This window comes from Natrinema altunense, assembly GCF_000731985.1.
Lineage (GTDB): Archaea > Halobacteriota > Halobacteria > Halobacteriales > Natrialbaceae > Natrinema > Natrinema altunense.
The window spans coordinates 268,150-292,139 of record NZ_JNCS01000004.1 but is presented as its reverse complement, the minus strand read 5'-3'; the positions used below and the strand labels follow the sequence as shown (position 1 = coordinate 292,139).

Below are 23,990 nucleotides of genomic sequence, written 5' to 3'. Positions count from 1 at the left end.
GGTTTCTCCGAGCCGGGTATCAACCTTCCGGCGATCGCCCCGGTCACGACGGGCGTACGGTATCGTCCCGTCGACTCGAGTACCGCGAAACCGCCCGTCGAGAGCGGGGCATTCGCTACCCTTTTGGCCTCGCTCGCGAATGCGAGAGGTGTGCCACTCGAGGCCCCCGCTCGGATCGTCGGCGAACTCACGAGCCGCGGGTACAACGCCGAACGCGAGGCGGTGACGCGGCTCGCCGCGGCCGAGAACCCGAACGCGGCGCTCGAGCGCGTCCTCGAGGAGATTCCGGACGATGCACTGGTCGTCCGTACCGACCACGTAGAGGCGGCCCTCTCGACGGGCGGCGCGGCCGGGGCGGTCGGAGCCGAGACCGTCGCCGGGACCGAACCGTCGCCGGCCGATTCGACCCCCTCCGTTTCGACTGGAACTTCCTCGCCCGAGGACGGGGAACCGACCGGGGGAGTTCCAGTTGAAACGGGGGGGTCTTTGTCCGCCGACCGATCCGCCGACCCTGCCCAGCGCTCGCTCGAGATCGTCGGCGACATGACGGGCCAGAGCACGGGGACGGGCGAATACAGCGACTTCGTCTCCGTCTTCCGTGATCGGCTCGATCGACTGGGCGCGAAACTGCGGGGCCGAGTCAACCATCGGCCGGCGACGGCCATCCAGGACATGCCGGGCGGCAGCGAGGTGGCGATGGTCGGACTGGTCAACGACATCCGCTCGACCGCTAGCGGTCACTGGCTGATCGAACTCGAGGATGCGACGGGAACGTTTCCGTGGCTCGTGATGAAAGACAGGGAGTACGCCGACCTCGTCGGGGAACTGCTCTGCGACGAGGTGCTGGCGATGGAAGGGACCCTGGCGGACGATTCGGGGATCGCGTTCGTCGACGCGATGCACTTCCCGGACGTTCCCCGGACCCACGAGCCGTCGACGGCGGACCGTCACGTGCAGGCGGCGCTGATTAGCGACGTCCACGTCGGCAGCCAGGAGTTCATGGCCGACGCTTGGAACGCCTTCGCCGACTGGCTTCACACTCCCGAGGCCCGACACGTCGAGTACCTGCTGCTCGCGGGCGACATGGTCGAGGGCGTCGGCGTCTACCCCGATCAGGACGAGGAACTCGACATCGTCGACATTTACGAACAGTACGAGGCGTTCAGCGAGCACCTCAAAAAGGTCCCGGGCGACATCGAGATCGTCATGATCCCGGGGAATCACGACGCGGTGCGACTCGCCGAGCCCCAGCCCGGATTCGACGAGGAACTCCGGGAAATCATGTCCGCACACGACCCACAGATCGTGAGTAATCCGTCGATGGTGACTCTCGAGGGCGTTTCCGTCCTGATGTATCACGGCGTCTCGCTGGACGAGGTCATCGCGGAACTGCCCGAAGCGAAGGCCAGCTACGACGATCCCCACAAGGCGATGTACCACCTCCTCAAGAAGCGCCACGTCGCACCGCAGTTCGGGGGTCACACCCGGCTCGCACCCGAAGAAAAGGACTATCTGATCATCGACGAAGTGCCCGATATCTTCCATACTGGCCACGTCCACAAGCTCGGCTTCGGCAAGTACCACGACGTGCTCGCGATCAACTCCGGCTGCTGGCAGGCCCAGACCGACTTCCAGAAGAGCGTCAACATCGACCCCGACGCCGGCTTCGCGCCGATCGTCGACCTGGATACGCTGGACGTGACGGTCCAGAAGTTCTCCTGACGAAATTTTGCTCTGCGGTCTATCGCGCTGACGGCTTCGCCGCCAGCGCGATGTCCCTCGGCAAAATTTCGATCAAAAGCACTCCTCTTTCCCCTCCGCTGCGCTCCGGGTCAGTCGTCGGCCCGCTCGTTCGCTTCGCTCACTCGCGGTACGAATACTCTGCTCCCCTCGCTACGGTTCGAGTCGAAACCGAACCGTCGGGGAGCCGTCGAACCGCGGGCCGTGGCCGCGCCGTTCGAAGCCGAGATCCTCGGCGGCGGTCTCGATGGAGTCGGCGTCCTGTGCTGCCAGCACTTCGACGGCCATCGACTCGCGTTCGGCGAACCGGACGGGTTCGGCCAGCAACCGTGTGCAGGCCTCGCAGGTTCCGTCGAGTTGGGTGACGTGGACGGTATCCTCGCGTGCGTCGAAGCTAATGAAGCCCAGCAGGTCCTCGGGATCGGAACCGCTGTACTGCGAATCCGAGACGTCCGCGTTCGGATCGTGACTCCCGTCCTCGGCGACGCGTACCGTTCGGTCGTGGACGAGGTTCCGCATCACGTCCGTCGGGGAGTCGGCGATCGACGCGAGCGCGTCGGCGTCGGCCTCGAGTGCGTCCCGTACGTTCATCGGCGTGTGGTAATGCGGTGCACGACAATAAATCCCGGTCGCGCATTCGTCGCCGTTCGCCGCGCGCTCGAGTCGGGATCGCGTTCGCGGGGACGACTGTAGCATCGCGGGGACTACCGTCGCAGGTAAAAATGCGGACGATGAACACAGTTATTTGCCCGCTCTGGTTACGGACCGAGTATGAGTCACACCATCGTAACGCTCGCGGCCCGTGAGGTGGCAGTATGCGCGTCGTAGCCAAGTTCGGCGGGACGAGTCTCGGCAGCGGCGACCGGATCAACCGCGCCGCCGATTCGATCGCCGCGGCCGTCGAGGACGGCCACGAGATCGCCGTCGTCGCCAGTGCCATGGGGTCGACCACCGACGAACTGCTCGACGAGATTTCCTTCGAGACCGACGAGGCCGACCGCGCTCAGATCGTCAGCATGGGTGAACGGACGTCAGTCCGCATGCTCAAGGCCGCACTGTCGGCTCGCGGCATCGACGCGATCTTCCTCGAGCCGGGCAGCGATCGGTGGCCGGTCGTCACCGACGAGTACGGCGAGGTCAACGTCGAAGAAACCCAGGAACGCGCCCAGGAGGTCGCGGCGGAGCTCGACGGGACGGTGCCGGTCATCACCGGTTTCCTCGCCGAGGGGCCGGACGGCTCGATCACGACGCTGGGGCGGGGCGGCAGCGACACCACGGCCGTCATGATGGGCAAGTACATGGACGCCGACGAGGTCGTCATCGTCACCGACGTCGAGGGCGTCATGACCGGCGACCCCCACGTCGTCGAAGGGGCTCGGAACGTCGGCGAGATCTCCGTCGACGAACTCCGGAACCTGTCGTTCCGCGGGGCCGAGGTCGTCGCCCCCTCCGCGCTGTCGTACAAGGACGGGAAGTTAGACGTCCGCGTCGTCCACTACCAGCACGGCGATCTCCTGTCGGGCGGCACGAGCATCGAAGGCGAGTTCAAGAACCTGGTCGACCTGCGCGAGCGGCCGCTTGCCTGTCTGACCGTCGCCGGCCGCGCCATCCGCAATCAGCCCGGTATCTTCAACCATCTCTCGGAGTCCGTCGCGGAGAGCGACATCAATATCGACGCCGTCGCCAGCGGGATGGACACCATCACGTTCTACATCGACGAGGAGGAAGCCGAACGCGCCGAGAACATCCTCCACCGCGAGGTCATCGCACGCGACGAACTCTCGAGTGTCACCGTCGACTCGCCGATCGCCGTCATCCGCGTGACCGGCGGCGAACTCCCTAACCAGCCGGGGATCATCAGCGAGATCGTCAACCCGCTGGCCGAGGCCCGGATTCACCTCCAGGACATCATCACCAGCGCGACCAGCGTCGCGCTGTTCGTCGACTGGGACGACCGCGAGGAGACCCTCGAGTTGACTCAGGACCTGTTCTAGCCGGGCGGTTCGTCCGGGAACTGTGTTGGGGTCGACCCAGGGTTTCGGGTCACCGAACCGATCGCGACCGCTGGTAACACGCTGTTATCTTCGTAGTTGTTCGCGTATGCAGCTGCTACAGCGGTCACGGCCGGTTATGCAGTCGCTAATAGCGGTAATAGCACCGTAACGAAGGTGGTGGTCGGTGCGGACGGACACATGAGCACCGACCCGACAGCGGCGGCGGTCCTCGAGGAGGTCGAGGCCGACCCGGACGCGATCCTCGCGGCGTTCGACGCGGACTCGCCCGCCGACCTCGTCGACGCCGGCGGCGACCACGACCCGAGACCGGAGGATGCCGTCGACACGACGGCGAGCGACCTGTTCGCCGACCTCGCGGCCGGCGAGACGGCGGCTGCGAACGGCCCGGACGGTGAGCCGTCGGCTGCGAACGCCACGGGCGCTGATCCCGACGGAACGGGACGCGCCACCGACGCCGACGGCGGAGCCTCGACGCGTGCGGCCCTCGAGTTCGAATTCGGCGGCGACCCGGACATGATCATCCGGGGCGACGGTGACGTGATCGACGCTACTGCGATCGAACTCGGTGCGCTCAGTCGGGCCGACTCGACCGGCTTCGTCGCTGCCGACCCGACCGACCCCGACGACCGCGTCGACCCTCCCGCGGCTCCCGATGCCGGCTCGACCGACGGTATCGCTTCGTCGCGGACACTCACCATCCGTGACGGACGGGCCGAGAGGCTGGCACTCGTCGGTCCCGAGCCGACAAGGACACGGATCGCCGACGGTGTCTTCGGCGGCGTCCGTGTCGACACTCACTGAGTCCGCGGGCGTGATCGAACCTGCCCACACTGTGTCACCGTCGGCTCCGTTCGCGCGCGGTCCACCGATTCCGTCCATCGATGCGTCGATCCGTCCGGCGGGGGCCGTCTCGAGCCATCGACGCGCACAACCTCTCAGCTAGACTGAACACGCCGGGCGGCGTTGAGCGGGTATGGTCGCGTACAAGTCGAAAGTAGTCGAACGGATCACCCTTCCATCGAAAGAACGGCGAACGCAGGCGCTCGAAGCGGCCGGGTATAACGCGTTCAATCTCCCCGCGGACGACGTGTTCATCGATCTCCTGACGGACAGCGGGACGGGCGCGATGAGCGACGACCAGTGGGCCGCGCTGCTTCAGGGAGACGAGGCGTACGCCGGCTCGTCGAGTTTCGACCGCCTCGAGTCCGCGGTCGCGGACGTGATGGGGTTCGAACGCGTGGTCCCGGCCCATCAGGGTCGCGGTGCCGAGAACGTCCTCTACGGCAGCCTGCTCTCCGAGGGCGACGTCGCGCTCAACAACACTCACTTCGATACGACGCGAGCGCACGTCTCGAATCAGGGTGCCGATCCGGTCGACTGTCCGGTTCCGGGAGCCCACGATCCGGCGACGAACGAGCCGTTCAAGGGTGACTTCTCGATCGAGCGGGCCCGCGACGTCGTCGACGAGGTCGGCGCGGATCGAGTCCCGCTGGTGATCCTCACCATCACGAACAACTCGACGGCGGGCCAGCCGGTCAGCGTCGAGAACACCCGTCGCGTCCGGGCGTTCGCCGACGAGATCGACGCCACGTTCGTGATCGACGCCTGCCGGTTCGCGGAGAACGCCTACTTCGTGACCCGGCGCGAAGACGAGTTCGAGGACGCGACGGTCGCCGAGGTGGCACGCGAGCAACTCGGGCTCGCGGACGCGCTCGTCATGAGCGGGAAGAAAGACGGGCTGGCGAACGTCGGCGGGTTCGTCGCGACCGACGACGAGGCCCTCTTTGAGCAGTGTAAACAGCGCGCGATCCTCTACGAGGGGTTCCCCACGTACGGCGGCATGGCCGGACGCGACGTCGCCGCGATGGCGGTCGGCCTGCGCGAGGCCGTCGAGGAGTCGTACATCGAGGATCGGGTCGAACAGGTCCGCGAACTCGGCGCGATGCTCGAGGAGGCCGGCATCCCAGTGTACACGCCGACCGGCGGGCACGCGGTCTACCTCGACGCAGGGGCGACCTTCCCGGAGATCCCGGCCGAGCAGTTCCCGGGGCAGGCGCTGGTCTGTGAACTGTATCGGGAAGGTGGCGTCAGGGGCGTCGAACTCGGGAGCTTCGCGTTCCCCGAGACCGACCGACCGGAACTGGTTCGTCTCGCGATCCCGCGCCGGACCTACCACCGGGAACACTTCGAGCACGTCGTCGAGACGGCCGAAGCCGTCCTCGAGAACCGCCACGAGGTGTCCGGACTCGAGATCGTCTCCAACCCCGCGGTCCCCGAGCTTCGTCACTTTTCGGCGTCGCTCGAGCCGGTCTCGGCCGAAACCGCGACCGCTGTTGACGCGGACTCGGACTGACGGACGGGCGCGGCCGACGCGAGTTACCGGTTCGAGAAAACGCTGCGCGCTCGCTCTCGAACCGTCTTCGGTTCGGGCTCGGATCGACTCCCGAGGTGTCGCTTCGCGATCGTTTGCAGCCCCGTCGACGTCGCTTCGGACCGTATCACGTCGGCTGCCCAGTCGGGGATCTGTGACTCGAGCTCTCGGCGTTTCTGCGCTTTCACCCTGCTGAATCGGCGAAGCGCGAATCCGACGCCGAGGAACAACCCGGCGTCGACGATCTCGCGTCGGAACCGGTCCCGGTCGTTGCGGACCGCGATCGCTTTCACCAGCGAGAGGAGCCCGATCGCCAGATAGACCTTCGAACTCTTCGACGGATCGCCGCGGAGCAGCCGTTGGAGCGCCATGCTGGGGCACGTACCACGTTCAGACCGGATAAAACTACCCCGGCAGGCGACGGGGCCCCATGAGTCGAGCCGTCAGACGAACCCAGCCGCCACCGCAACGCCGCGATGGCGGTGGTCGTCGATCGGTTCGATCGAAAACCCCAGTCGCTCGTAGAACGGCCTGACATCGTCGTCGAACCGGGCCGTGAGCCGTTTTTCCCGCTCGAGCGCCCGGTCGATCAGCGCCGAGCCGATCCCCCGGCCCCGGTGGCGACGGCGGACGCCGATCGCCCCGACGTGGGCGCCCGGCTCGCTCTCGAGGGGTTCGAGAACGGCCGTGCCGAGCACCCGTTCGCTCCCGTCGGATTCACCGGCCGGCTCCGTGCCCCCGCGCCGATCGCCGGCCACGAAGACGTCTCCGTCGTCGATCCGCTGTTCTACGTCACCCGGCTCGAGCATCGCTGCGTCGAGGATGCGACGGACCTCCAGAACGTCGTCGGCGGTGGCGGTACGGACGAACATGCGTCAGGATCGTCGGCCGGCGTGGGCCAACGGCGCGTCGATTCTGGCTCGCTCGACTCTCGTTCTCGGCGGGGCAACCGCGAGGGACATACGTGGAGTACCACATCGATGGGGAAAGTGACTGGGCTTTCACCGAGCGAGCGCTGGCGGGTTCGTCACCCGGCGGTGATCGTCTCAGCGAACGCGGGTCGCGTTGGGGGCCACGACCGAGCGATACCGTCACCGTTCGCGTGCAGAGTGACCACGGTGACGGCGGACTAGTCGACGATCGCCTGTTCGTCACCGCCGAACAACTGTTCGAGGAGTCGTCGCTGCCCGAGTCGGAGGTGACGATTGATCGTCGGTTGGGAGACACCGAGCAACTCGGCGATGTCCTCACCCGTACTCGTCCGCGGCCAGTCGAAGAAGCCGGCGTAGTACGCGGTTTTGAGGACCTCGAGCTGTCGCTCCGTCAGTTCGGCGAACAGCGACGTTACCAGTTCCTCCCGCGTGTGCATCGTTCGCTGGACGTCGCGTCGCGCGACGAGTTCGGCGCTCGGGTACTGCTCGGCGAGCATGTCGACGAACTCACGAACGTCACTCGTCGGTGAGACATCGACGACCACTTCGAGTCCCGTTTCGGTAGCGCGTATCGACCGCGGTCGCGCACCGTGGCGGACGAGTTTCGAGGCGATGGTGCGACCGGTGGTCGTCGCTTCGAAGAGACACCGGTCGCCGGACTCGTCGACGAGGGTGTGGTTCGTGACGGCGACGAGACTCTCGAGGAACGCGCGGATCGCGTCGGGGTCTCCACCGATCGTCGAAAAGAACAGCCGCGTTTCGTCGACCGAGTGGGCCGCGAGCCCCTCGTACTCGACCCGACAGTCGGCTTTCCGGGCGACTTTCGTGAGGAACGACTCCCTCCCGTCGATCCGGAGCGTGAGTTCGAGGAGCGTGTCGGCTTGCAGCGCCTGTTGCGTCTTCACTGCGGCGATCGAATTCGCGATACTCTCACTCAGTTCTTCGAAGACCGTTCGCTCGAGGTCGTCGAAGACGCCCGGCTTGGTGGCGTAGACGGAGAGAACACCGTACGAGTATTCGTCGAACTCGATCGGGACGTAGCAACACGACGAGAAGCCGGCGGTGAGGGCGGTCTTCCGCCAGACGTCGGCTTTCAGGTCGTTGAGGACGTTCGAGACGACGATCGACCGTTCGGTCTGCGCTGTCCGAACGGACGGCTCTGGCGATGGTGCGCTCGTCTCGAGGGAGACGACGTTCAGATACTCCTGATTGGTGCCGTCCCAGGCGTGGGGCTGGAGCGTGGTCCCGCCGGCGTCGAGGCTCCCGATCCACGCAAACGCGATGTCGTCGTTGGCGACCAACCGTTCACAGACGGTTCGTTCGATTTCCTCGTGCGTCGTGGCGCCGACGAGCGACTGATTGACCGTCCGAATGATTTCGTTGATCTTCACCTGCCGGTTGAGACGACGGTTCCGTTCTTCGAGTTCGGCGTCGCGCTGCCGGAGATTCGCTTCACTCTCGAGCCGGTCGAACGCGGCTTCGGTCGTCGCAGCGAGCGTTTCGACCAGCTGCCGGGTCTCGTCGTCGAGCGTCGCCGAGGATCCGAGGACGACGAAGACACCGTACCCGCTGATCGGAACGCACAACCCACCGTCGACGGTCCCGTCGAACAGCCGTGCGTGCTCGATCGGTTCGGTGTCGTCGACGATCGTCTGTGTTCCCGTGGCGAACGTGTTCCAGACGATGGAGTCGCTGTCTCCGACGGGAACGGGCGGTAGGTCACCGGAGCGGTCGCCGAATCCGGGAGTGGAAGCGATGGGCTCGAGTCGGTTCACGTCGCTGCTGAGCTGATAGATGCCGACACCGGTGACGTTGAGTACGTCCTCGGTCGTCTCGACGATCAGTTCGGCGACGTCGGTCGCCGTCTCCGTGTGGAGGAGTTCGCGGGTGGCTTCGTGAATCGACGTCAGTGCGAGTTCGTGCTCTTTGCGGGCGGTGATATCCTGAAACGCACCCCTGACCGTGACGATTTCACCGTCTTTTTCGATCCCTTTGCCGGTCGTGTGTATCCATCGTTCGTTCCCTCTGGCCGTGAGCAGCCGTGCTTCGAGATCGTAGCGCTCACCCGTTTCGATGGCACGCTCGACGGCCGCACGGATGCGTGGTTGATCGTCAGGGTGGTAGAACTCGATCCCTTTCGTCATGTCGAACGGCTCTCCGGGGGGAGCTCGTGGATCCGATAGACTTCGTCCGTGAGCATGCCGCTGTAGGGGGGATCGGTTCGCAGGTCGAGTTCCCAGCCACCCACTCTCGCAATCCGTTGTGTCTGTCGGAGTAAATCACCCGTTCGCTCGAGCTCCCACTCGTGCTCTTTCCGGTCGGTAATGTCCTCCGAGGAACAGGAGAGGCCCACGATCTCCCCGGCGTCGTCGTGGAGTGGTTCGACCGTCAGATCGTAGGTGACCGTTTCGCCGGACAGATCGTACGTCACCTCCTCGCGGACGCCCTCGCCGGTCTCTAGCACCGTCCGCTTTGGCGCCATAACCTTCTCCGCCTCCGCCGCCGGCAACAACTCGTCGTCACGGGTCCCGAGCACGTCTTCGGGCCGAAAGTCCGGGTGTGGGTTGCCGATCCACGTGTAGCGGAGGTCGGTATCCGTCCTGAACGCGGTGATCGGCGAGTTCTCGAGTGCCACGCGAAAGTGCTCCTTCTCGGTGCGTAGGTCCCGCTCGAGGCGTGTGCGCTCGCTTACGTCCCGACCGATTCCCGCCAGTACCGTGTCACCGTCGGGGTCCTCGAGGGCGACCGCGGTGAACTCGTGGGGAACGAAGTCACCGTCGGCCGTTCGGAGGTCGGCGTCGACTCGAGTGTTCCCCGTCTCGTGGGCCGTCTCGATCGCCGCCCGGATCGTTTCCCTGTCCGCTCCCTCGTAGAAATCGAGCGCGTGCATCGACTCGATCCGTTCGTCCGAATAGCCCGCTCTCTCGGGCAGCCGCTCGTTCCAGTACTGAACGTTCCCGTCCTCGTCGAGGACGTAGAACACGTCGTCGATGGCGTCGAGCACGTCGTTGGTAAACCCGATCTGCCGCTCGAACCGGCGTTCGCGCTCACGGACGGTCCCGACCATGCTGTCGATGGCGTCCGCCAGGGCGCCGAGTTCGTCGTCGCGATCGCTCGAGAAGTCGACGGCGTCCGCGCCGGCTTCGAATCGCTCGATTTTCGCCGTCAACCGCGCGATCGCGTTCCCCGTGTCGCTGGGGATGACGAGCGCGAGGAGTCCGATCGTCGGGACGGCGTCCAGTAGCGGTCGGGTCACGACGGACTGAACCGACTCCGCCTGGCCGCTCCAGACCGCGAACGTAACACCGACGAGGAGTCCCAGTACGACTGCCACCATACCCGTCCGGATGGGAGATACAGGCCCCAACACTCGTTGACGCGTGGTGTCTCTCATACGAGTCGAGTAGTCGCTGAGCGGCTATTACTGAGCGGGTCGATGCTGCAGAAACTGTTGCCAACTGAGCATTCGTGTCGATCGACTCGGCTACCGGGTGGCAACTGCTTCCCCCAACCGGATACGCTACGGACCGAGTCGCCAGCGTTACCCGCCCTTGATCAGCCGCAACACCGTTACGTGGTCGCTCTCGACGGGCTGATCCTCCGGGACCGGACGCCCGTCGACGAGGACGCTCACCTCGTGTGGACTCAACTCGACCTCGCGGAGCAGGTCCGCGTACGTCGGCGTGGCGTCGGCGGGATCGCCGGTCGCTTCCCCATCGGCCGCGGCCCCCGCCACCGCCTCGAGTTCGAGTTCGTAGGTGTCCTCGCCCTTGACATCGACGGTGACGTGCATACGCCCCGTTACGCCGCGGCGGCCTTGAGCGCGTCGCTCGAGGGTCAGCTCGCCGCCGCTTACTCCGCCGCCGGCTCGTCCGGTCCGGCGCGGCGCTCTCGACCGCGCTTCCGGCCGGCGCGCCAGTGGCCGTAGAGGGCGCGGACGAGCGCGCCGAGCCCCAGCAGGAGGACGAGCAGGTTGATCACACCGCCGACGAACGGGATCGGAAGCTGGCCGAGGGCAGCGCCGGCGACCAGCCCGACGACGAGCGCGAGCCAGCGGTTGCCCAGCCCGACCAGCGAGAGGAGCCACGCGGCGACGGCGAAGCGCCCGTAGATGATCCCGATCCACAGCAGCAGGCCGAACGCGAAGCCGCCCACGAGCGACAGCGGAAGCCCGATGACGGTGATCGCGAGCGCGATCAGGAGGACCGGGATCCCAACGGCCACGAGCAACCCGACGAGCCCGGAGCGAACGGGACCCGACGCGACGCGGTCGGCGACCCCGTCGGAGAACCGCGGGAACAGCGCGAGCAACGCGGCTCCGAGCAGCAGGTTCACCGCCAGCGCGTAGGCCGTGAACAGCCACGATGCGAAGGGCTGAACCGTCGGTGCGACGTCGACGCCGAGCGAGGAGTCCTCCACGACGTCGCCCGCGACCGCGTCGGTGTTCCCTTCGAGATCGCCGTCGTACCGGAGATCGCCCGCGATCGAGGCGCTCTCTCCCAGCCGGATCGTTTCCGCCCCGATTTCGGCGTCGCCCTCGATCGTCCCCTCGATCGTCGCGCTCCCGACGCCGGCCGTAAGGTCCTGGCCGACGGTCCCGTTCTCGGCGATCGTGAGGCTTCCCGCCCCGACAGCCACGTCGCCCTCGACGGTTCCCGCGATGGTCACGCTCCCGCCGGCCGCCTCGAGATCGCCGCCGACCGAACCGGTCCGTTCGACCCGTACGTCGCCCCCGACGGCGCTGACATCGTTGGTGACGGTCCCGCGGACGACGACTGAGCCGCCGATCCCCTCGAGTGTCTCGACCGTCTCGCCCTCCTCGACGACGACCGTCCCGCCGGTTTGCCCGTTGCTCTGCGCGGCGACCAGCACCGGGACGGTGCCGACGACGGCGAGGGCGACCACTGCGATGACGACGAGCCGCGATCGTGTGCTTGAGCCAACCATTGTGCACGTCCCTTCTCCGAGCAGGGTGTAAAACCCGCCACCACGGTGTCAGGGACGAAAACGGTCCGGTCTCGTGATCGGTGTGCCACCCCTGGACTGCCGGCGACGCGAGCCGATGGCGACCTTCGGTCGTTTTATCTTGCGGCCCCACCTTCGACCGGTATGAGCGAGGCCGACGCCGAGGCGGCGGAACCCACACCCGGCAAGACCGAAGTCTGGATCGAGAAGTACCGTCCGGAGCGACTCGACGACATCAAGGGCCACACGGACATCGTTCCGCGGCTCAAAAACTACGTCGAGCAGGACGATCTCCCCCATCTCCTTTTTGCAGGCCCGGCCGGCACGGGAAAGACGACGGCAGCGAAAAGCATCGCTCGAGAGGTCTACGACGACGACTGGCAGGAGAACTTCCTCGAACTCAACGCCTCCGATCAGCGGGGGATCGACGTCGTCCGCGACCGGATCAAGGACTTCGCCCGCTCGAGTTTCGGCGGCTACTCCCATCGCATCATCTTCCTCGACGAGGCCGACGCCTTGACCTCCGACGCCCAGTCCGCGTTGCGCCGGACGATGGAGCAGTTCTCGAACAACACCCGATTCATCCTCTCGTGTAACTACTCGAGCCAGATCATCGACCCGATCCAGTCCCGCTGTGCGGTCTTTCGTTTTACCGAACTCACCGTGGACGCGATCGAGGCTCAGGTCCGCGAGATCGCGGCCACCGAGGATATCGCGGTGACCGACGACGGCGTCGACGCCTTAGTCTACGCGGCCGACGGCGACATGCGCAAGGCGATCAACGCGTTGCAGGCCGCCGCGGTGATGGGCGAAACCGTCGACGAGGAGACCGTCTTCGCGATCACCGCCACCGCCCGCCCCGAGGAGGTCGAGGCCATGGTCGAACACGCCATCGACGGCGACTTCACCGCCGCCCGCGCCGCCCTGGAGGACCTCTTGACCGAGCGCGGGCTCGCCGGCGGCGACGTCATCGATCAACTCCACCGGTCGGCCTGGGAGTTCGACGTTCCCGAGCGGGCGACCGTGCGGTTGCTCGAGCGACTCGGCGAAGTCGACTACCGCATTACCGAGGGCGCAAACGAGCGCCTGCAACTCGAGGCGATGCTGGCGTCGCTGGCGCTCGAGACGGACGCCTGATCGGCGGTCGGCCCGACTAGTGGGCGTCGCCGGCGTCGACGCCGCGGAACGCGACGGCGATGCGCCCGTCGTCCGCCGCAACGCCGACGTTCCAGCCGTGGGCGTCGGCGATGCGTTCGACGGTGTCGAGCCCGAAACCGGTGCCGTCGGCCGCGGTCAACTGGTCGGGGACGGGGTCCGTCTCGATCCCGTCGTCGGCGTCCGCGGCGTCGGATTCGGCGTCGCGTCGCGCGACGTAGAACCCGTCGTCGGTTGCGCCGACGGTGACGACCGTCGTCTCGGTGTCCGCGTCGGCCGGCCCGACCGTTTCGTTGCCGCTTTTCGTTCCGCAGTCGGTTCCGTCGGCCGCGTCGATCACGGTCCTCAGCAGCTGCTCGAACAGGTCCCGCAGCCGCGCCTTGTCCGCCTCGAGCACGCGGTCGTCGGCCGTGTGCGTCACGAGCCGCGCATCGTCGGTCTCGACGGTGACCCAGGCCCGCCGCGCGACGTCGTGGATGGCGACGGGTTCGGTCTCGACGAGCACGTCGTCCCGCCGGACGATCGAGACGAGCCGATCGACGAGCTCCCGCAGCCGCTTCTGCGCGTCGTCGACCTCCGCGAAGTGTTCGGCAGCGCCGGTTTCCTCGGCGAGTTCGAGGTAGCCGCGGGCGACGTTCAGCGGCGTCCGCATCTCCTCGTCGACCAGCGTTTCGATCGTCTCGAGTCGGGCCTCGGCGGCGGCGACTGCCCGCTCGCGGCGGCTCGCCTCGGTCACGTCGCTGTAGACGAGCAGCCCGTCGGGAGTGTGAGCGTCGGGTGCCCCGCCATCGCTCGCGCCACCGTCGACCGGCACCAGCGTCAGCAGGAACTCGCGGACGCCATCGACGGTTTCCCGACGACTGACGAGCTGGCGGCGCTCGCCCGCCCGGAGCGACTCGAGCAGCGTTTCTCCCCGGTGTTCGAGTCCCGGCGCGATGGGGGCCTCGTCGTCGGCTCCCTCGGGATCGGTCCGGAAGACCTCGCCGAAGGCGTCGTTGCTGTCCCGGACGAGCACCCGTCCGTCGTCGATCTCGTAGTGGACCGCCGGCTCCGGGATGGTCTCGAACAGCGCACGGAAGCGGTCGCGTTCGTCGGCGAGGCGGTCGCGCTCGGCCGCCAACTCGTCCCGTTTGCCGGCCAGTCGGTCGCGGTCCGTCCGCAGCCGATCGCGCTCCCGTTGCAGTCGCTCGCGGGCCGTCCTGTGGCTCGCGTCGTCGTCGATCCGCTCGAGGACCGCGGCGGCGACGCGACACCACGCGGCGAGCGAGTCACAGTCGCGGTCGTCGAACGCGGCTGCCTCCTCGGCGGCGACCTGCAGGAGTCCGATATCGCCGACCGGAACGCAACACAGCGACGTCACCCCGTCGAGGGGGGCCGTCAGTCGGTCGTCGCTCGCGATCTCGTCGATTCGAAGCGTCTCACCGGTTTGCAGGGTCTCGTCGCGGACCCCGTCGCGCGAGACCGGCTCGAGGTCGTCGTCAGAGACCCCCGACGCGGTCGCCCGGGGGGTGAACTCCCCGAAGTGGACCGTCGAGAGCCAGCAGGTCTCGCAGTCGAGGGCGTCCGCCGCGGTCTCGACCAGGCGTTCGAAGAGTCGGTCGCGGTCGCGACAGGCCACCACTTCGGGGACCGACTCGAGGAAGCGCTGGGCGGGTCCGGGGGTCGACGCGGCGCGGTCGGCGCTCCCCGCGTCCCCGGTATCGCGACAGACCCACTCGATCTCGTCCGCGAGGTGGGCGACGGCGTCGTCGGTGTTCCGGCGGACGTAGCCGTCGATACCGTCGGTCGATCGTGCGGCGGTCGGCGCGAACGACGGGTCGGTAAAGAGGATCACCGGCGTCGAGCCACAGGCCTCGATTACCTCGAGCAGCGACGAGCCCGCGGCCGTCGTCGGCGTCTCGGCGAAGACGACGCAGTCGGCCTCGGGAGCCCAGTTCCGGACGCGATCGACGGCCGTCACGGCGTGGACCGACCGCTCCCGCCCGGCGTCGACCGCCTCGAGTGCGCTAGCGCCGTCGCTGGCAGCCGCCTCCGCGTCGGCCACGTAGAGCACTGTTCGCGGTCGCTGGGTCGTCGTCCCCGTCGTCATCCCGGTGCCGTTCAATCGTCTATGTGGCGAGACCGTCCGTCAGGATAAAACTTTGCCGTCCGTCTCGGACCGCGTTTCGGGAAGCGTGAACGTCATCCGGACTGACCGTTCACGTTCCCTTACACACGACCGTCGATCACCTCGCTCCCGTCGGTCCCGGGGCCGACCACGACCCGATAGCCCGCGTACTCGAAGCGGACGGTCACGTCCGGGTTCGACTCGAGGACGGCCGCCAGCGCCTCGGGATCGACGGCCTCGTATAGCGGCGGGAGGGCCGCCGGAGCACAGCCCTTACGGGCCGCGATACGATCGAGAACCGTTGCGAGTGCTGGGTGCATGGGTATCGTGAGCGGGGTCTTCGACGAGCGAGAACGCGACCGTCGTTTCGCAGTCGGGACAGGTAGTCATGTGGTCCGTCGGCGCGAGACGGACATCTGTACCACAGTCGCAGTGGAGTGTGATGCTGGAAATCATGTCTCTTCCGTGTACAGGCCCCGACGCGGCAGGCAGCGATCCAGCGAGCGAGCCAGCGACAGTCGCGACTGGTCGACGGACGTCGGCAGGTCTTTATTTCGCCAACGCCAATGGTGGATTGCTCCCGCTACGCGGGGGCGGCGTATGAGCCGGAGTGCTTGGTTGGATGCTGTGGCACTCCGGCTTGGCGCACTTTCGTGCGCATCCGTGCGATACGCAATCTATCCTAAAGAACGTTAGGATACTGATCGGTTGGGGCCGACGCGCGGCACCGTGCGACCGGGGACTCGAGGGGGTTATACCGTCGCGTGGCATCGGATACGGGTCCAGCGTCACCGACTAGACGCGTGTCGCGGCCGATCACGTTCGTGTCGGACGCTCCTTTCACGGCCTCAGTTGCGGAACTGTTTTACGCGCTGCAGGGTCAATACACGCGTAATGAGCGAACTAGAGGAGGAGTACCGCCTCGAGTACTTCGAGGAGGAAGGATTCGAGCGCAAGGAGTGTCCGTCGTGTGGCGCTCACTTCTGGACGCGCGACGGGAGCAGGGAGACCTGCGGCGAGCCCCCCTGCGAGGAGTACGACTTCATCGACAACTCGGGCTTCGACGAGTCGTACGACCTGACCGAGATGCGCGAGGCGTTTCTCTCTTACTTCGAGGACCACGACCACGAGCGGATCGATCCCTACCCGGTCGCGGCGAACCGCTGGCGCGACGATGTCTTGCTGACACAGGCGTCGATCTACGACTTCCAGCCGCTGGTCACCAGCGGCGAGACGCCGCCGCCCGCGAACCCGTTGACGGTCTCCCAGCCCTGCATCCGAATGCAGGACATCGACAACGTCGGCAAGACCGGGCGACACACGATGGCCTTCGAGATGATGGCCCACCACGCGTTCAACACGCGCGAGGATGTCGACGAAGACGAGTACGCCTATCACGGCGAGGTCTACTGGAAGGACCGCACCGTCGAACTCTGCGACGGCTTCTTCGATTCGATGGGCGTCGATCTCGAGGAAGTCATCTACATCGAGGACCCGTGGGTCGGCGGCGGCAACGCCGGCCCCGCTATCGAAGTCATCTATCGGGGCGTCGAACTCGCCACGCTGGTCTTCATGTCCATGGAACAGGACCCCGACGGCGAGTACGAGATGAAAGACGGGAACCGCTACAGCCCGATGGACACCTACATCGTCGACACGGGCTACGGGCTCGAGCGGTGGACCTGGGTCTCCCAGGGCACCCCGACCGTCTACGAGGCGGTCTACCCCGACATGATCGCCTTCCTCAAGGACAACGCCGGGCTCGATCACACCGACGAGCAGGAGGCACTGATCCATCGCGCCGCGAAACTCGCGGGCCACATGGACATCGACGAGGCCGAGGACATGGCGACCGCTCGCGGCGAAATCGCGGCCGAACTCGACGTCGACGCCGCCGAACTCGAGGCGCTGATGGAGCCGCTCGAGGACATCTACGCGATCGCGGACCACTGCCGCACCCTCGCGTACATGCTCGGCGACGGGATCGTCCCCTCGAACGTCGGTACGGGCTACCTCGCACGGATGGTGCTTCGCCGCACCAAACGGCTCTGTGACACGGTCGGCGTCGACGCGCCGCTGGACGAACTCGTCGACATGCAGGCCGAGCGCCTCGCATACGAGAACCGCGACACGATCCGCGATATCGTCCGCACCGAGGTCGAGAAGTACCGCGAGACCCTCGAGCGCGGCGGTCGCCGGGTCGAGGCGCTGGCCGAGGAGTACGCCGCGAAAGGCGAGCCCATCCCGACCGACGAACTGATCGAACTCTACGACTCCCACGGCATCCAACCCGATATGGTCGCCGAGATCGCCGCGGAGACCGGTGCGGATGTCGCGGTCCCCGACGACTTCTACAGCCTCGTCGCGAAGCGCCACGACACGCCCGAGACGGTTGCGGAGGCCGAGGAGGACGAGGACGAGCGTCTCGAGGACCTCCCCGAGACGGAGAAGCTCTACTACGACGATCAACAGCGGACCCAGTTCGAAGCGGTCGTGCTCGACGTTTTCGAGCGCGACGAGGGCTACGACGTCGTCTTGGATCAGACGATGTTCTACCCCGAAGGCGGTGGCCAGCCCGCCGACACCGGGACGCTCTCGACGGACGAGACGACCGTCGAGGTCGCGGACGTCCAGATCGAGGACGGCGTCATCTGTCACCGGACCGACGAGGACCCCGGGAAGGGCGAACTCGTCAACGGGCAGGTCGACGGCGGTCGTCGTCGACAGCTCATGCGCCATCACACGGCGACCCACATCGTCATCCACGCCGCGCGGCAGGTTCTCGGCGAGCACATCCGGCAGGCCGGTGCCCAGAAGGGCGTCGAGCGGTCGCGGATCGACGTTCGCCACTACGACCGCATCAGCCGTGAGGACGTCAAACGGGTCGAGGACCGTGCAAACGAGATCGTGATGGACAACACCGCGGTCTCCCAGGAGTGGCCGGATCGCCACGATGCCGAGGCCGAACACGGGTTCGACCTCTACCAGGGCGGGATTCCGCCGGGCGAGCAGATCCGGCTGATCCACGTCGACGATGACACCCAGGCCTGCGGTGGCACCCACGTCGCCCGTACCGGCGATATCGGAGCGATCAAAGTCCTGAACACCGAGCGCGTTCAGGACGGCGTCGAGCGGCTCACCTTCGCGGCCGGCGAGGCCGCCATCGAGGCGACCCAGGAGACGGAAGATGCCCTCTACGAGGCCGCCGACATCCTCGACGTGTCGCCCGAAGACGTCCCCGAAACCGCCGCCCGGTTCTTCGAGGAGTGGAAGGCTCGAGGCAAGGAGATCGAGGACCTGACGGAGCAACTCGCGGAGGCTCGCGCCGGCGGCGCTGTCGGCGGCGAGGAAGTCGACATCGGCGACGCGACGGCCGTCATCGACAGGATCGACGCCGACGTGGACGAACTGCGGGCGACTGCGAACGCCCTCGTCGACGCGGGCAAGATCGCCGTCCTCGGGAGCGGCGAGGGCAGTGCTCAGTTCGTCGTCGCCGTTCCCGACGACGTCGGCGTCAACGCTGGCGACGTCGTCGGCGAACTCGCCGCGAAGGTCGGCGGCGGCGGCGGCGGCCCGCCGGACTTCGCCCAGGGCGGCGGTCCCAATGTCGAGGACTTGGACGACGCGCTCGAGGACGCACCCGACGTGTTGCGCCAGGTCCTGAACGCCTGATCGGTCGCCGTCTTTCCTTCCGAACTCAGATTGCACGCCCGCCAGCCGTGTGTCCGTTCGACGGGACGTGGGTTACGCGACCTCCGAAAACGTGAGGAAGCCGAACGCGGAGACACCGAGGGCGAAGGCGGCGATCCCGGCGATGAGGAGCGTATCGGCGTACCCGACGATCGAGGCGACAGCGACGAACACCGGCGGGCCGACAGTCGTGCCGAACTGTAGGACGCTCGTTCGGATACTCATGATGCCGCCACGGAACGCATCGGGTGCGAGTGTGTTCAGTGCGGTATCAGTAATGGGCTCCGCAAACCCCTGCCCGATACCGAACAGGAACAACGCGCCGGCAAGGACGACGACCGAGTGGGTGAGTGCGGCGAGTGTCATCCCGATCCCGTAGGTCACGAACCCGAGCGTGATGAGCCGCGGAGGCGAGAGATGGCGAATGAGACGGGACGACTGTGAGGACGTCAGTCCCATCGTGACTGCCGGGAGTCCGAGCAACAGCCCGATCGTTCCGGACGAAAACCCGTAGGATTCGTCGAGAATGAACGGGATAACCGTGAGCTGTGCGCCGTAGAGAATCAGAAAAATGCCGAACACGGCCGCGTACAGCCCGAGCGCTCTCCACAGCGGGACCGCCTGGACCGCGTTAGCGACGTAGGAGAGGCCGGACGAGCGTTCGCCCCCCTCGGGTTCTGTCAGGACCGCGGAGCCGGCGATCGCGACGACGATCCCGAGCCCGAAACAGACGAACGGGGCGGCCCACGAGAGCAGTGCGAGGCTCCCGCCCAGTAAGGGGTAGCCGGCCGCGCCGATGGCGAGGATCGCCGCGTTCAGTCCGATGAGGCGGCTCCGTTCGGCTCCCGAAAACAGGTCACCGAGCAACGTCACGGTGAGACTCATGATGGCACTGCCGGCGATTCCCTGGAGGACGCGGAGCCCGAGAATCGTCGTGAAGCCGCCGACGAACACGACTCCAATGCCACTCACGCCGAACAGGAACAGCGCCGGGACGAGGACGCGCTTGCGGCCAACACGGTCGGCGACGAGTCCGACGAACGGTGTGAGAACGACACCGGGCAAGGTAAACGCCGAAATGAGCAGGCTCGCCTGACTCGCCGAAATGTTCCACGCCGCCTGAATCGTCGGCAATGCCGGGCTGATGAGGGAGACGCCCATTACGCTCACGAGCGTACTCGCAAAGATGATAACGACCGTCCGTGATTGTTGTGTGTCCGTCAGTGGAGTAGATAAATGCGTTCGCATAGACGTTGTCGCTTGACACGTGGCTGCGAAAAATGTATCGAACAGTGACTTCTACGGTGGGCCTCTCGCGTCCGGATTCGCCTTCACAGCCGGCAGCGGCAGGCTCACGGACCCGTTCCCGACTGCGTTTTCTCGCCCCTGAGTGGGTTCCCTCGAGCCACCTCGTCGTCCCGCTCCCAGTGACGCGAGCCGTCGATCGGAACCGAAACCGTCGCCTTGCTCCACCCGGCTAGTCCTCGTATGCCGACTGCATCGAACGGAGCCGTCTCGCTGTACTACGACCGCGCCGGCGAGGGCGAGCCCGTCGTCTTCGTCCCCGAGGCCGGTCTCGGCGGCTGGCTGTGGGGCTGGCAACACGCCGCCATCGCCGGCCCCCACGAGGCCGTCGTCTGGGACCTGCGGGGAACGGGCCGTTCCGATTCGCCGCCGGGTCCCTACACCCTCGAGACGCTCGTCGCCGATCTCGAGGCGGTCCTCACAGACTGCGAACTCACCGCCGCACACCTCGTGGGCTGTGGGCTCGGCGGTGCGATCGCGCTCGCAGCCGCCCGGACCTCGAGTCGCGTGGAGACGCTGACGCTGTTCGGCACCGCGGCGAGCGGTGCGGCGTTCGATCTCGCGCCGCTCTTTGCCCCGCCGGACGACCGGGACGCGCTCGCCGACTCGCTCGAGGCGGCGCTCTCGGCGGACTTCCTCGAGGCCCAACCCGACGCGCGCGAGGGGATCGTCGACTGGCGGGCCGACGGCGACGCCGACCGGGCGGGCTGGGAGGCACAGGTCGCGGCGCTCGAGGAGTTCGACGCGACCGACTGGCTGGTCGAGGTGACCCAGCCGACGCGGGTGATCCACGGCGGCGCGGACGAACTCGTATCGCCCGCGGCCGGGCAGGAGGTGGCGCGAGGGCTGCCCCGCGGGGAGTTCCGGGCGCTCGAGGACGCGGGCCACCTCTGTTTCGTCGAGCGCTCGCGGACGGTCAACGATCTGTTGTTAGGCTTTCTCGAGGCGCAAACGGACGACTCCGAGTGACTCGGGCGGGCGGCAGGCGGACTCGAGAGAGTCCGCGGTGTCGGTTCGACGGCATCGACGACGATCCGAGGGATTGCGATAACGGGGAGCGCCACGTCCTCCCCAGCTGATTCGCTCGCTTACCGAGGGGACTTCACTCCGTTCGCCCCTCACACCGCTCGCTCATCCCTCGCGCTTCGAGCAGCGATTCGCCCCTCGCTCATCGCTGCTCAGCGCACCGTCCCAGTAGTCCGTTCGGCTCCCGAGCCCGTGCTTGCGACTGAGCCCCGCCCTACTACGTACGCGAGGGTGGAAGCGACCGCCGTGACCCTCTCGCTGGCCCGTCGGGCGGACCACGTTCCCGACCGAACGGCGGTCGTCGACATCTCCGAGGCCCGCCTCTACGCGCCCGCGACGACGATCAACGAGGACCGGGTCTCATACGGCGAACTGTCGGCGATCGCGACCCGAACCGCCGAACGGCTCGCCGCGCTCGGGATCGGTTCCGGCGACACGGTCTGTCTGGTCACGCGAAACCGGGTCGCAGTGTTGGGGCTGTTTTTCGCCTGCCGGCGGCTCGGGGCGACGTTCGCACCGATCTCGCACCTGCTGACGCCTGCGTCCGTCGAGCGCCCCTTCGACGTCGTAGCGCCCGAGATCGTCGTCGCGGAGGCGGCCCAGCGCGATCTGGTGCGGTCGATCCCCTTCGACCGATCGGTGACGCTCGAGGAGTTGTCCGAAACCGACCGCGCCGGTCTCGCGGTCGACGATCGACGGCCGGGCGAGTCCCCCCTGCTCGCCCTCCACGGCCGGTCGGGACGACCGGTCGCGGGCTACGAGAGCGAGACGCTCGAGCGTAACTGCCGGACGGGGATCGCTACGTGGGGACTGGCCGCGAACGACGTCGTTCCCCTTACGACGCCGCTTTCGGCCCCGGACGGGCTCGTCCGCGTCGCGCTGTCGGTATTGTACGTCGGCGGGACGCTCCTGCTCGATCGGGCCTTCGACCCCGGCGACGCGGCGAGGGCCATCGCCGCGGAGGGTGCGACGCTGTTGCCCGGCCGGGCGACGGCCCTCCGCGATATCGCCGCCGAACCCGGCTTCGACGCGGCCGCCGACTCGCTCGAGCGGGCGGTCTGCGAAGCGCCGGTCGACGGGGACGTGATCGAGGCCTACCGTGATCGGGACGTGCCGGTCGCACGGGTCTCCGGCCGCCTCGAGTGTCCGACGGCCCTGAGCGAGGGGTTCGCCGACGCCGCCCGCGCTAGCGACGTCGACGACTCGCCGGTCGGTCGCCCGGTTCCGGACTGTCGTGCCCGGCTGGTCGACGACGAGGGGACGGTTCTCGAGGGGGCAGCCGTCGGCCGCCTCCAACTCTCGGGACCGGTCGTCGCCGACGGCTACGTAAACGCTGCCGGAACCGACGACGAACGGTGGGCCGAGCCGACTCCGCCCCCGAACGCCGAGGACGATGTCGGCGACTGTGGTCGGTTCGTCGACGGCTGGTTCGACACGGGCGATCGTGCCCGTCGGGACGACGCCGGGGGCTATCACCTGCGATGAGACGCGGCGGGCCGATCCGTGACTGCCGTCGATTTCACGGACTCGAGTCACGGCTGGCAGCGCGCACTCGTTTCGGTGTCTTCCATCGTCGTCGGCGGTCGCGGCAACCGCGGCACCGGGCGGAACACCTATTCTTGTCCAGTGACCACTATGGTGCAATGAGTCAGCCCCGAATTGCCGTCCTGAACGCGGCTCACCGGGACGAGAACACGACACGGAACTTCCGGCGCGAACTCGACGCCTCGCTGGCGGAGTTCGACGCCACCGCCGGCACGGTCCCAGCCGACTTCGACTACGACGGCGCCGTCGTCACCGGCTCCCGATCGTCGGTCTACTGGGACGACGACTGGATGCAGCCGGTCGCTGACTGGGTCGACGAGGCGATCGCTCGCGGCATGCCCTTCCTCGGGGTCTGTTGGGGCCACCAACTGCTCGCCGACGTCCTCGGGGGCACCGTCGAAGACATGGGCGTCTACGAAGTCGGCTACAGCGAGATCGAACACACCGGCGAGTCGCGGCTGTTCGCCGGCATCGACGAGACCTTCCGCTCCTTTACTAGCCACTCCGACGCGGTTACCGCCCTCCCGCCCGGTGCCGCTCCCCTCGCGAAGAACGACTACTCCAACCACGCCTTCCGCAAGGATCGCGTCTTCGGCGTCCAGTTCCACCCCGAGTACGACAACAAAACCGCCCGGGAACTCGTCCACCGCAAGGACCTCTCCGACGACCGCCGCGAGTCAGTACTCGCGGAGATCACGGCCGAGAACTATCAAGAGGCCTGCGAAGCGAAACTCGTCTTCGACAACTTCCTCGAGTTCGTCCGCGAAACCAAACGAGTCGACGCCACCGACGCTTCGGCTTCGGCCGGCCGCTCCGACTGATAGCCGAATCACCACGGTTTCTTTCTGGGTACACTCGAACGTCAGCGAGAGATACTTTTCCGATGGCGGTCAACGTGTCCGTGTATGTGCCCGACGGTCGAACTCACGGAAACGGCGACCGATCGACTCGAGGAGTTACAGGCGGAGATCCGTCGTGAAACCGGCCGTGACGTATCGAAACGAGTACTCCTCGAGCGAATCGTTCGGGCCGCCTACGAGTCGAGAGACGAAGTGGTCGACCAGTTTCGTGACGATTCACCGTCGTAGCTGGACGATCCGTACAACCGATCGGCCGTTTTCGTGAACGCAACTCGGAGA

The 23,990-nt window shown here is 66.9% G+C and carries 20 protein-coding genes; 10 read left to right on the top strand and 10 right to left on the bottom strand.

Going from position 1 to position 23,990, the window contains the following annotated elements:
• Positions 1 to 150: 150 nt before the first annotated feature.
• Complete coding sequence (locus ALTAJ2_RS10380; RefSeq protein WP_007110036.1) at positions 151 to 1,722, top strand: DNA-directed DNA polymerase II small subunit; 1,572 nt, start codon at positions 151 to 153, stop codon at positions 1,720 to 1,722.
• Positions 1,723 to 1,893: 171 nt separating this feature from the next.
• Here ALTAJ2_RS10380 and ALTAJ2_RS10375 read toward each other — a convergent pair whose 3' ends face one another.
• On the bottom strand, positions 1,894 to 2,331 hold the full coding sequence (locus tag ALTAJ2_RS10375) for a hypothetical protein (protein WP_049900757.1): 438 nt from the start codon (positions 2,329 to 2,331) through the stop codon (positions 1,894 to 1,896).
• A 224-nt stretch (positions 2,332 to 2,555) separates the two neighbouring features.
• Between ALTAJ2_RS10375 and ALTAJ2_RS10370 the strand changes: the two genes are divergently transcribed.
• The 3 genes from ALTAJ2_RS10370 to ALTAJ2_RS10360 all read left to right on the top strand — a co-directional run bounded on the left by ALTAJ2_RS10370 (position 2,556) and on the right by ALTAJ2_RS10360 (position 6,108).
• The gene (locus tag ALTAJ2_RS10370; RefSeq protein ID WP_007110034.1) at positions 2,556 to 3,734 is read left to right on the top strand and encodes an aspartate kinase; all 1,179 of its coding nucleotides are present in this window, start codon (positions 2,556 to 2,558) and stop codon (positions 3,732 to 3,734) included.
• A gap of 198 nt (positions 3,735 to 3,932) precedes the next feature.
• Complete coding sequence (locus tag ALTAJ2_RS10365; RefSeq protein ID WP_049900754.1) at positions 3,933 to 4,556, top strand: hypothetical protein; 624 nt, start codon at positions 3,933 to 3,935, stop codon at positions 4,554 to 4,556.
• Positions 4,557 to 4,728: 172 nt separating this feature from the next.
• Entirely contained in the window at positions 4,729 to 6,108 is a 1,380-nt protein-coding gene (locus tag ALTAJ2_RS10360) for a tryptophanase (RefSeq protein WP_007110032.1), read from the top strand.
• Between the two features lie 23 nt (positions 6,109 to 6,131).
• On the opposite strand, the gene ALTAJ2_RS10355 is transcribed toward ALTAJ2_RS10360, so the two are convergent.
• The 6 genes from ALTAJ2_RS10355 to ALTAJ2_RS10330 all read right to left on the bottom strand — a co-directional run bounded on the left by ALTAJ2_RS10355 (position 6,132) and on the right by ALTAJ2_RS10330 (position 12,005).
• Positions 6,132 to 6,497: a hypothetical protein gene (locus tag ALTAJ2_RS10355; RefSeq protein ID WP_007110031.1), complete on the bottom strand. Its 366-nt coding sequence runs from the start codon at positions 6,495 to 6,497 to the stop codon at positions 6,132 to 6,134.
• A gap of 72 nt (positions 6,498 to 6,569) precedes the next feature.
• Positions 6,570 to 6,998 (bottom strand): GNAT family N-acetyltransferase, encoded by a 429-nt coding sequence (locus tag ALTAJ2_RS10350; protein WP_007110030.1) that lies wholly within the window; start codon positions 6,996 to 6,998, stop codon positions 6,570 to 6,572.
• A 257-nt stretch (positions 6,999 to 7,255) separates the two neighbouring features.
• On the bottom strand, positions 7,256 to 9,202 hold the full coding sequence (locus ALTAJ2_RS10345; RefSeq protein WP_049900690.1) for a bacterio-opsin activator domain-containing protein: 1,947 nt from the start codon (positions 9,200 to 9,202) through the stop codon (positions 7,256 to 7,258).
• On the bottom strand, positions 9,199 to 10,395 hold the full coding sequence (locus tag ALTAJ2_RS10340; protein ID WP_049900687.1) for a PAS domain-containing protein: 1,197 nt from the start codon (positions 10,393 to 10,395) through the stop codon (positions 9,199 to 9,201). Before ALTAJ2_RS10340 ends, ALTAJ2_RS10345 begins: the two co-directional genes overlap by 4 nt.
• Positions 10,396 to 10,599: 204 nt before the next feature.
• Positions 10,600 to 10,851, bottom strand: coding sequence for a ubiquitin-like small modifier protein SAMP2 (gene samp2 / locus ALTAJ2_RS10335; RefSeq protein WP_007110029.1), 252 nt, complete (start codon positions 10,849 to 10,851; stop codon positions 10,600 to 10,602).
• A gap of 59 nt (positions 10,852 to 10,910) precedes the next feature.
• Complete coding sequence (locus tag ALTAJ2_RS10330) at positions 10,911 to 12,005, bottom strand: bactofilin family protein (protein ID WP_049900685.1); 1,095 nt, start codon at positions 12,003 to 12,005, stop codon at positions 10,911 to 10,913.
• A 162-nt stretch (positions 12,006 to 12,167) separates the two neighbouring features.
• Here ALTAJ2_RS10330 and ALTAJ2_RS10325 point away from each other — a divergent pair, with 162 nt between their 5' ends.
• A complete protein-coding gene (locus ALTAJ2_RS10325; RefSeq protein WP_007110027.1) occupies positions 12,168 to 13,160 on the top strand; it encodes a replication factor C small subunit in 993 nt (330 codons plus the stop codon).
• Positions 13,161 to 13,176: 16 nt separating this feature from the next.
• Here the strand turns inward: ALTAJ2_RS10325 and ALTAJ2_RS10320 are convergent, their stop codons facing one another.
• Positions 13,177 to 15,267, bottom strand: coding sequence for a GAF domain-containing sensor histidine kinase (locus tag ALTAJ2_RS10320; RefSeq protein WP_007110026.1), 2,091 nt, complete (start codon positions 15,265 to 15,267; stop codon positions 13,177 to 13,179).
• A gap of 119 nt (positions 15,268 to 15,386) precedes the next feature.
• Positions 15,387 to 15,605: a HalOD1 output domain-containing protein gene (locus tag ALTAJ2_RS10315; protein WP_007110025.1), complete on the bottom strand. Its 219-nt coding sequence runs from the start codon at positions 15,603 to 15,605 to the stop codon at positions 15,387 to 15,389.
• 574 nt (positions 15,606 to 16,179) lie between these two features.
• Between ALTAJ2_RS10315 and alaS the strand changes: the two genes are divergently transcribed.
• Positions 16,180 to 18,957: an alanine--tRNA ligase gene (gene alaS / locus ALTAJ2_RS10310; protein WP_007110024.1), complete on the top strand. Its 2,778-nt coding sequence runs from the start codon at positions 16,180 to 16,182 to the stop codon at positions 18,955 to 18,957.
• 72 nt (positions 18,958 to 19,029) lie between these two features.
• On the opposite strand, the gene ALTAJ2_RS10305 is transcribed toward alaS, so the two are convergent.
• The gene (locus ALTAJ2_RS10305; protein WP_081603383.1) at positions 19,030 to 20,223 is read right to left on the bottom strand and encodes an MFS transporter; all 1,194 of its coding nucleotides are present in this window, start codon (positions 20,221 to 20,223) and stop codon (positions 19,030 to 19,032) included.
• A gap of 240 nt (positions 20,224 to 20,463) precedes the next feature.
• On the opposite strand from ALTAJ2_RS10305, the gene ALTAJ2_RS10300 reads away from it, so the two are divergent.
• The 4 genes from ALTAJ2_RS10300 (at position 20,464) to ALTAJ2_RS10285 (ending at position 23,939) form a co-directional block, all read left to right on the top strand.
• Entirely contained in the window at positions 20,464 to 21,249 is a 786-nt protein-coding gene (locus ALTAJ2_RS10300) for an alpha/beta fold hydrolase (RefSeq protein WP_007110022.1), read from the top strand.
• 288 nt (positions 21,250 to 21,537) lie between these two features.
• Positions 21,538 to 22,791: an AMP-binding protein gene (locus ALTAJ2_RS10295; protein ID WP_007110021.1), complete on the top strand. Its 1,254-nt coding sequence runs from the start codon at positions 21,538 to 21,540 to the stop codon at positions 22,789 to 22,791.
• Positions 22,792 to 22,949: 158 nt separating this feature from the next.
• A complete protein-coding gene (locus tag ALTAJ2_RS10290; RefSeq protein ID WP_007110020.1) occupies positions 22,950 to 23,672 on the top strand; it encodes a type 1 glutamine amidotransferase in 723 nt (240 codons plus the stop codon).
• An 84-nt stretch (positions 23,673 to 23,756) separates the two neighbouring features.
• Positions 23,757 to 23,939, top strand: a complete 183-nt coding sequence (locus tag ALTAJ2_RS10285; RefSeq protein ID WP_007110019.1) for a hypothetical protein — start codon at positions 23,757 to 23,759, stop codon at positions 23,937 to 23,939.
• Positions 23,940 to 23,990: the final 51 nt, after the last annotated feature.

Excerpts from the sequence above, each read along its gene's own strand:
- ALTAJ2_RS10330 (WP_049900685.1), bottom strand. The coding sequence starts at position 12,005 with ATGGTTGGCTCAAGCACACGATCGCGGCTCGTCGTCATCGCAGTGGTC.
- ALTAJ2_RS10365 (WP_049900754.1), top strand. The coding sequence starts at position 3,933 with ATGAGCACCGACCCGACAGCGGCGGCGGTCCTCGAGGAGGTCGAGGCC.
- ALTAJ2_RS10325 (WP_007110027.1), top strand. The coding sequence starts at position 12,168 with ATGAGCGAGGCCGACGCCGAGGCGGCGGAACCCACACCCGGCAAGACC.
- ALTAJ2_RS10320 (WP_007110026.1), bottom strand. The coding sequence starts at position 15,267 with ATGACGACGGGGACGACGACCCAGCGACCGCGAACAGTGCTCTACGTG.
- ALTAJ2_RS10350 (WP_007110030.1), bottom strand. The coding sequence starts at position 6,998 with ATGTTCGTCCGTACCGCCACCGCCGACGACGTTCTGGAGGTCCGTCGC.
- ALTAJ2_RS10370 (WP_007110034.1), top strand. The coding sequence starts at position 2,556 with ATGCGCGTCGTAGCCAAGTTCGGCGGGACGAGTCTCGGCAGCGGCGAC.
- ALTAJ2_RS10285 (WP_007110019.1), top strand. The coding sequence starts at position 23,757 with ATGTGCCCGACGGTCGAACTCACGGAAACGGCGACCGATCGACTCGAG.
- alaS (WP_007110024.1), top strand. The coding sequence starts at position 16,180 with ATGAGCGAACTAGAGGAGGAGTACCGCCTCGAGTACTTCGAGGAGGAA.
- ALTAJ2_RS10300 (WP_007110022.1), top strand. The coding sequence starts at position 20,464 with ATGCCGACTGCATCGAACGGAGCCGTCTCGCTGTACTACGACCGCGCC.
- ALTAJ2_RS10345 (WP_049900690.1), bottom strand. The coding sequence starts at position 9,202 with ATGACGAAAGGGATCGAGTTCTACCACCCTGACGATCAACCACGCATC.
- ALTAJ2_RS10360 (WP_007110032.1), top strand. The coding sequence starts at position 4,729 with ATGGTCGCGTACAAGTCGAAAGTAGTCGAACGGATCACCCTTCCATCG.
- ALTAJ2_RS10375 (WP_049900757.1), bottom strand. The coding sequence starts at position 2,331 with ATGAACGTACGGGACGCACTCGAGGCCGACGCCGACGCGCTCGCGTCG.
- ALTAJ2_RS10290 (WP_007110020.1), top strand. The coding sequence starts at position 22,950 with ATGAGTCAGCCCCGAATTGCCGTCCTGAACGCGGCTCACCGGGACGAG.
- samp2 (WP_007110029.1), bottom strand. The coding sequence starts at position 10,851 with ATGCACGTCACCGTCGATGTCAAGGGCGAGGACACCTACGAACTCGAA.
- ALTAJ2_RS10340 (WP_049900687.1), bottom strand. The coding sequence starts at position 10,395 with ATGGTGGCAGTCGTACTGGGACTCCTCGTCGGTGTTACGTTCGCGGTC.
- ALTAJ2_RS10305 (WP_081603383.1), bottom strand. The coding sequence starts at position 20,223 with ATGCGAACGCATTTATCTACTCCACTGACGGACACACAACAATCACGG.
- ALTAJ2_RS10355 (WP_007110031.1), bottom strand. The coding sequence starts at position 6,497 with ATGGCGCTCCAACGGCTGCTCCGCGGCGATCCGTCGAAGAGTTCGAAG.
- ALTAJ2_RS10315 (WP_007110025.1), bottom strand. The coding sequence starts at position 15,605 with ATGCACCCAGCACTCGCAACGGTTCTCGATCGTATCGCGGCCCGTAAG.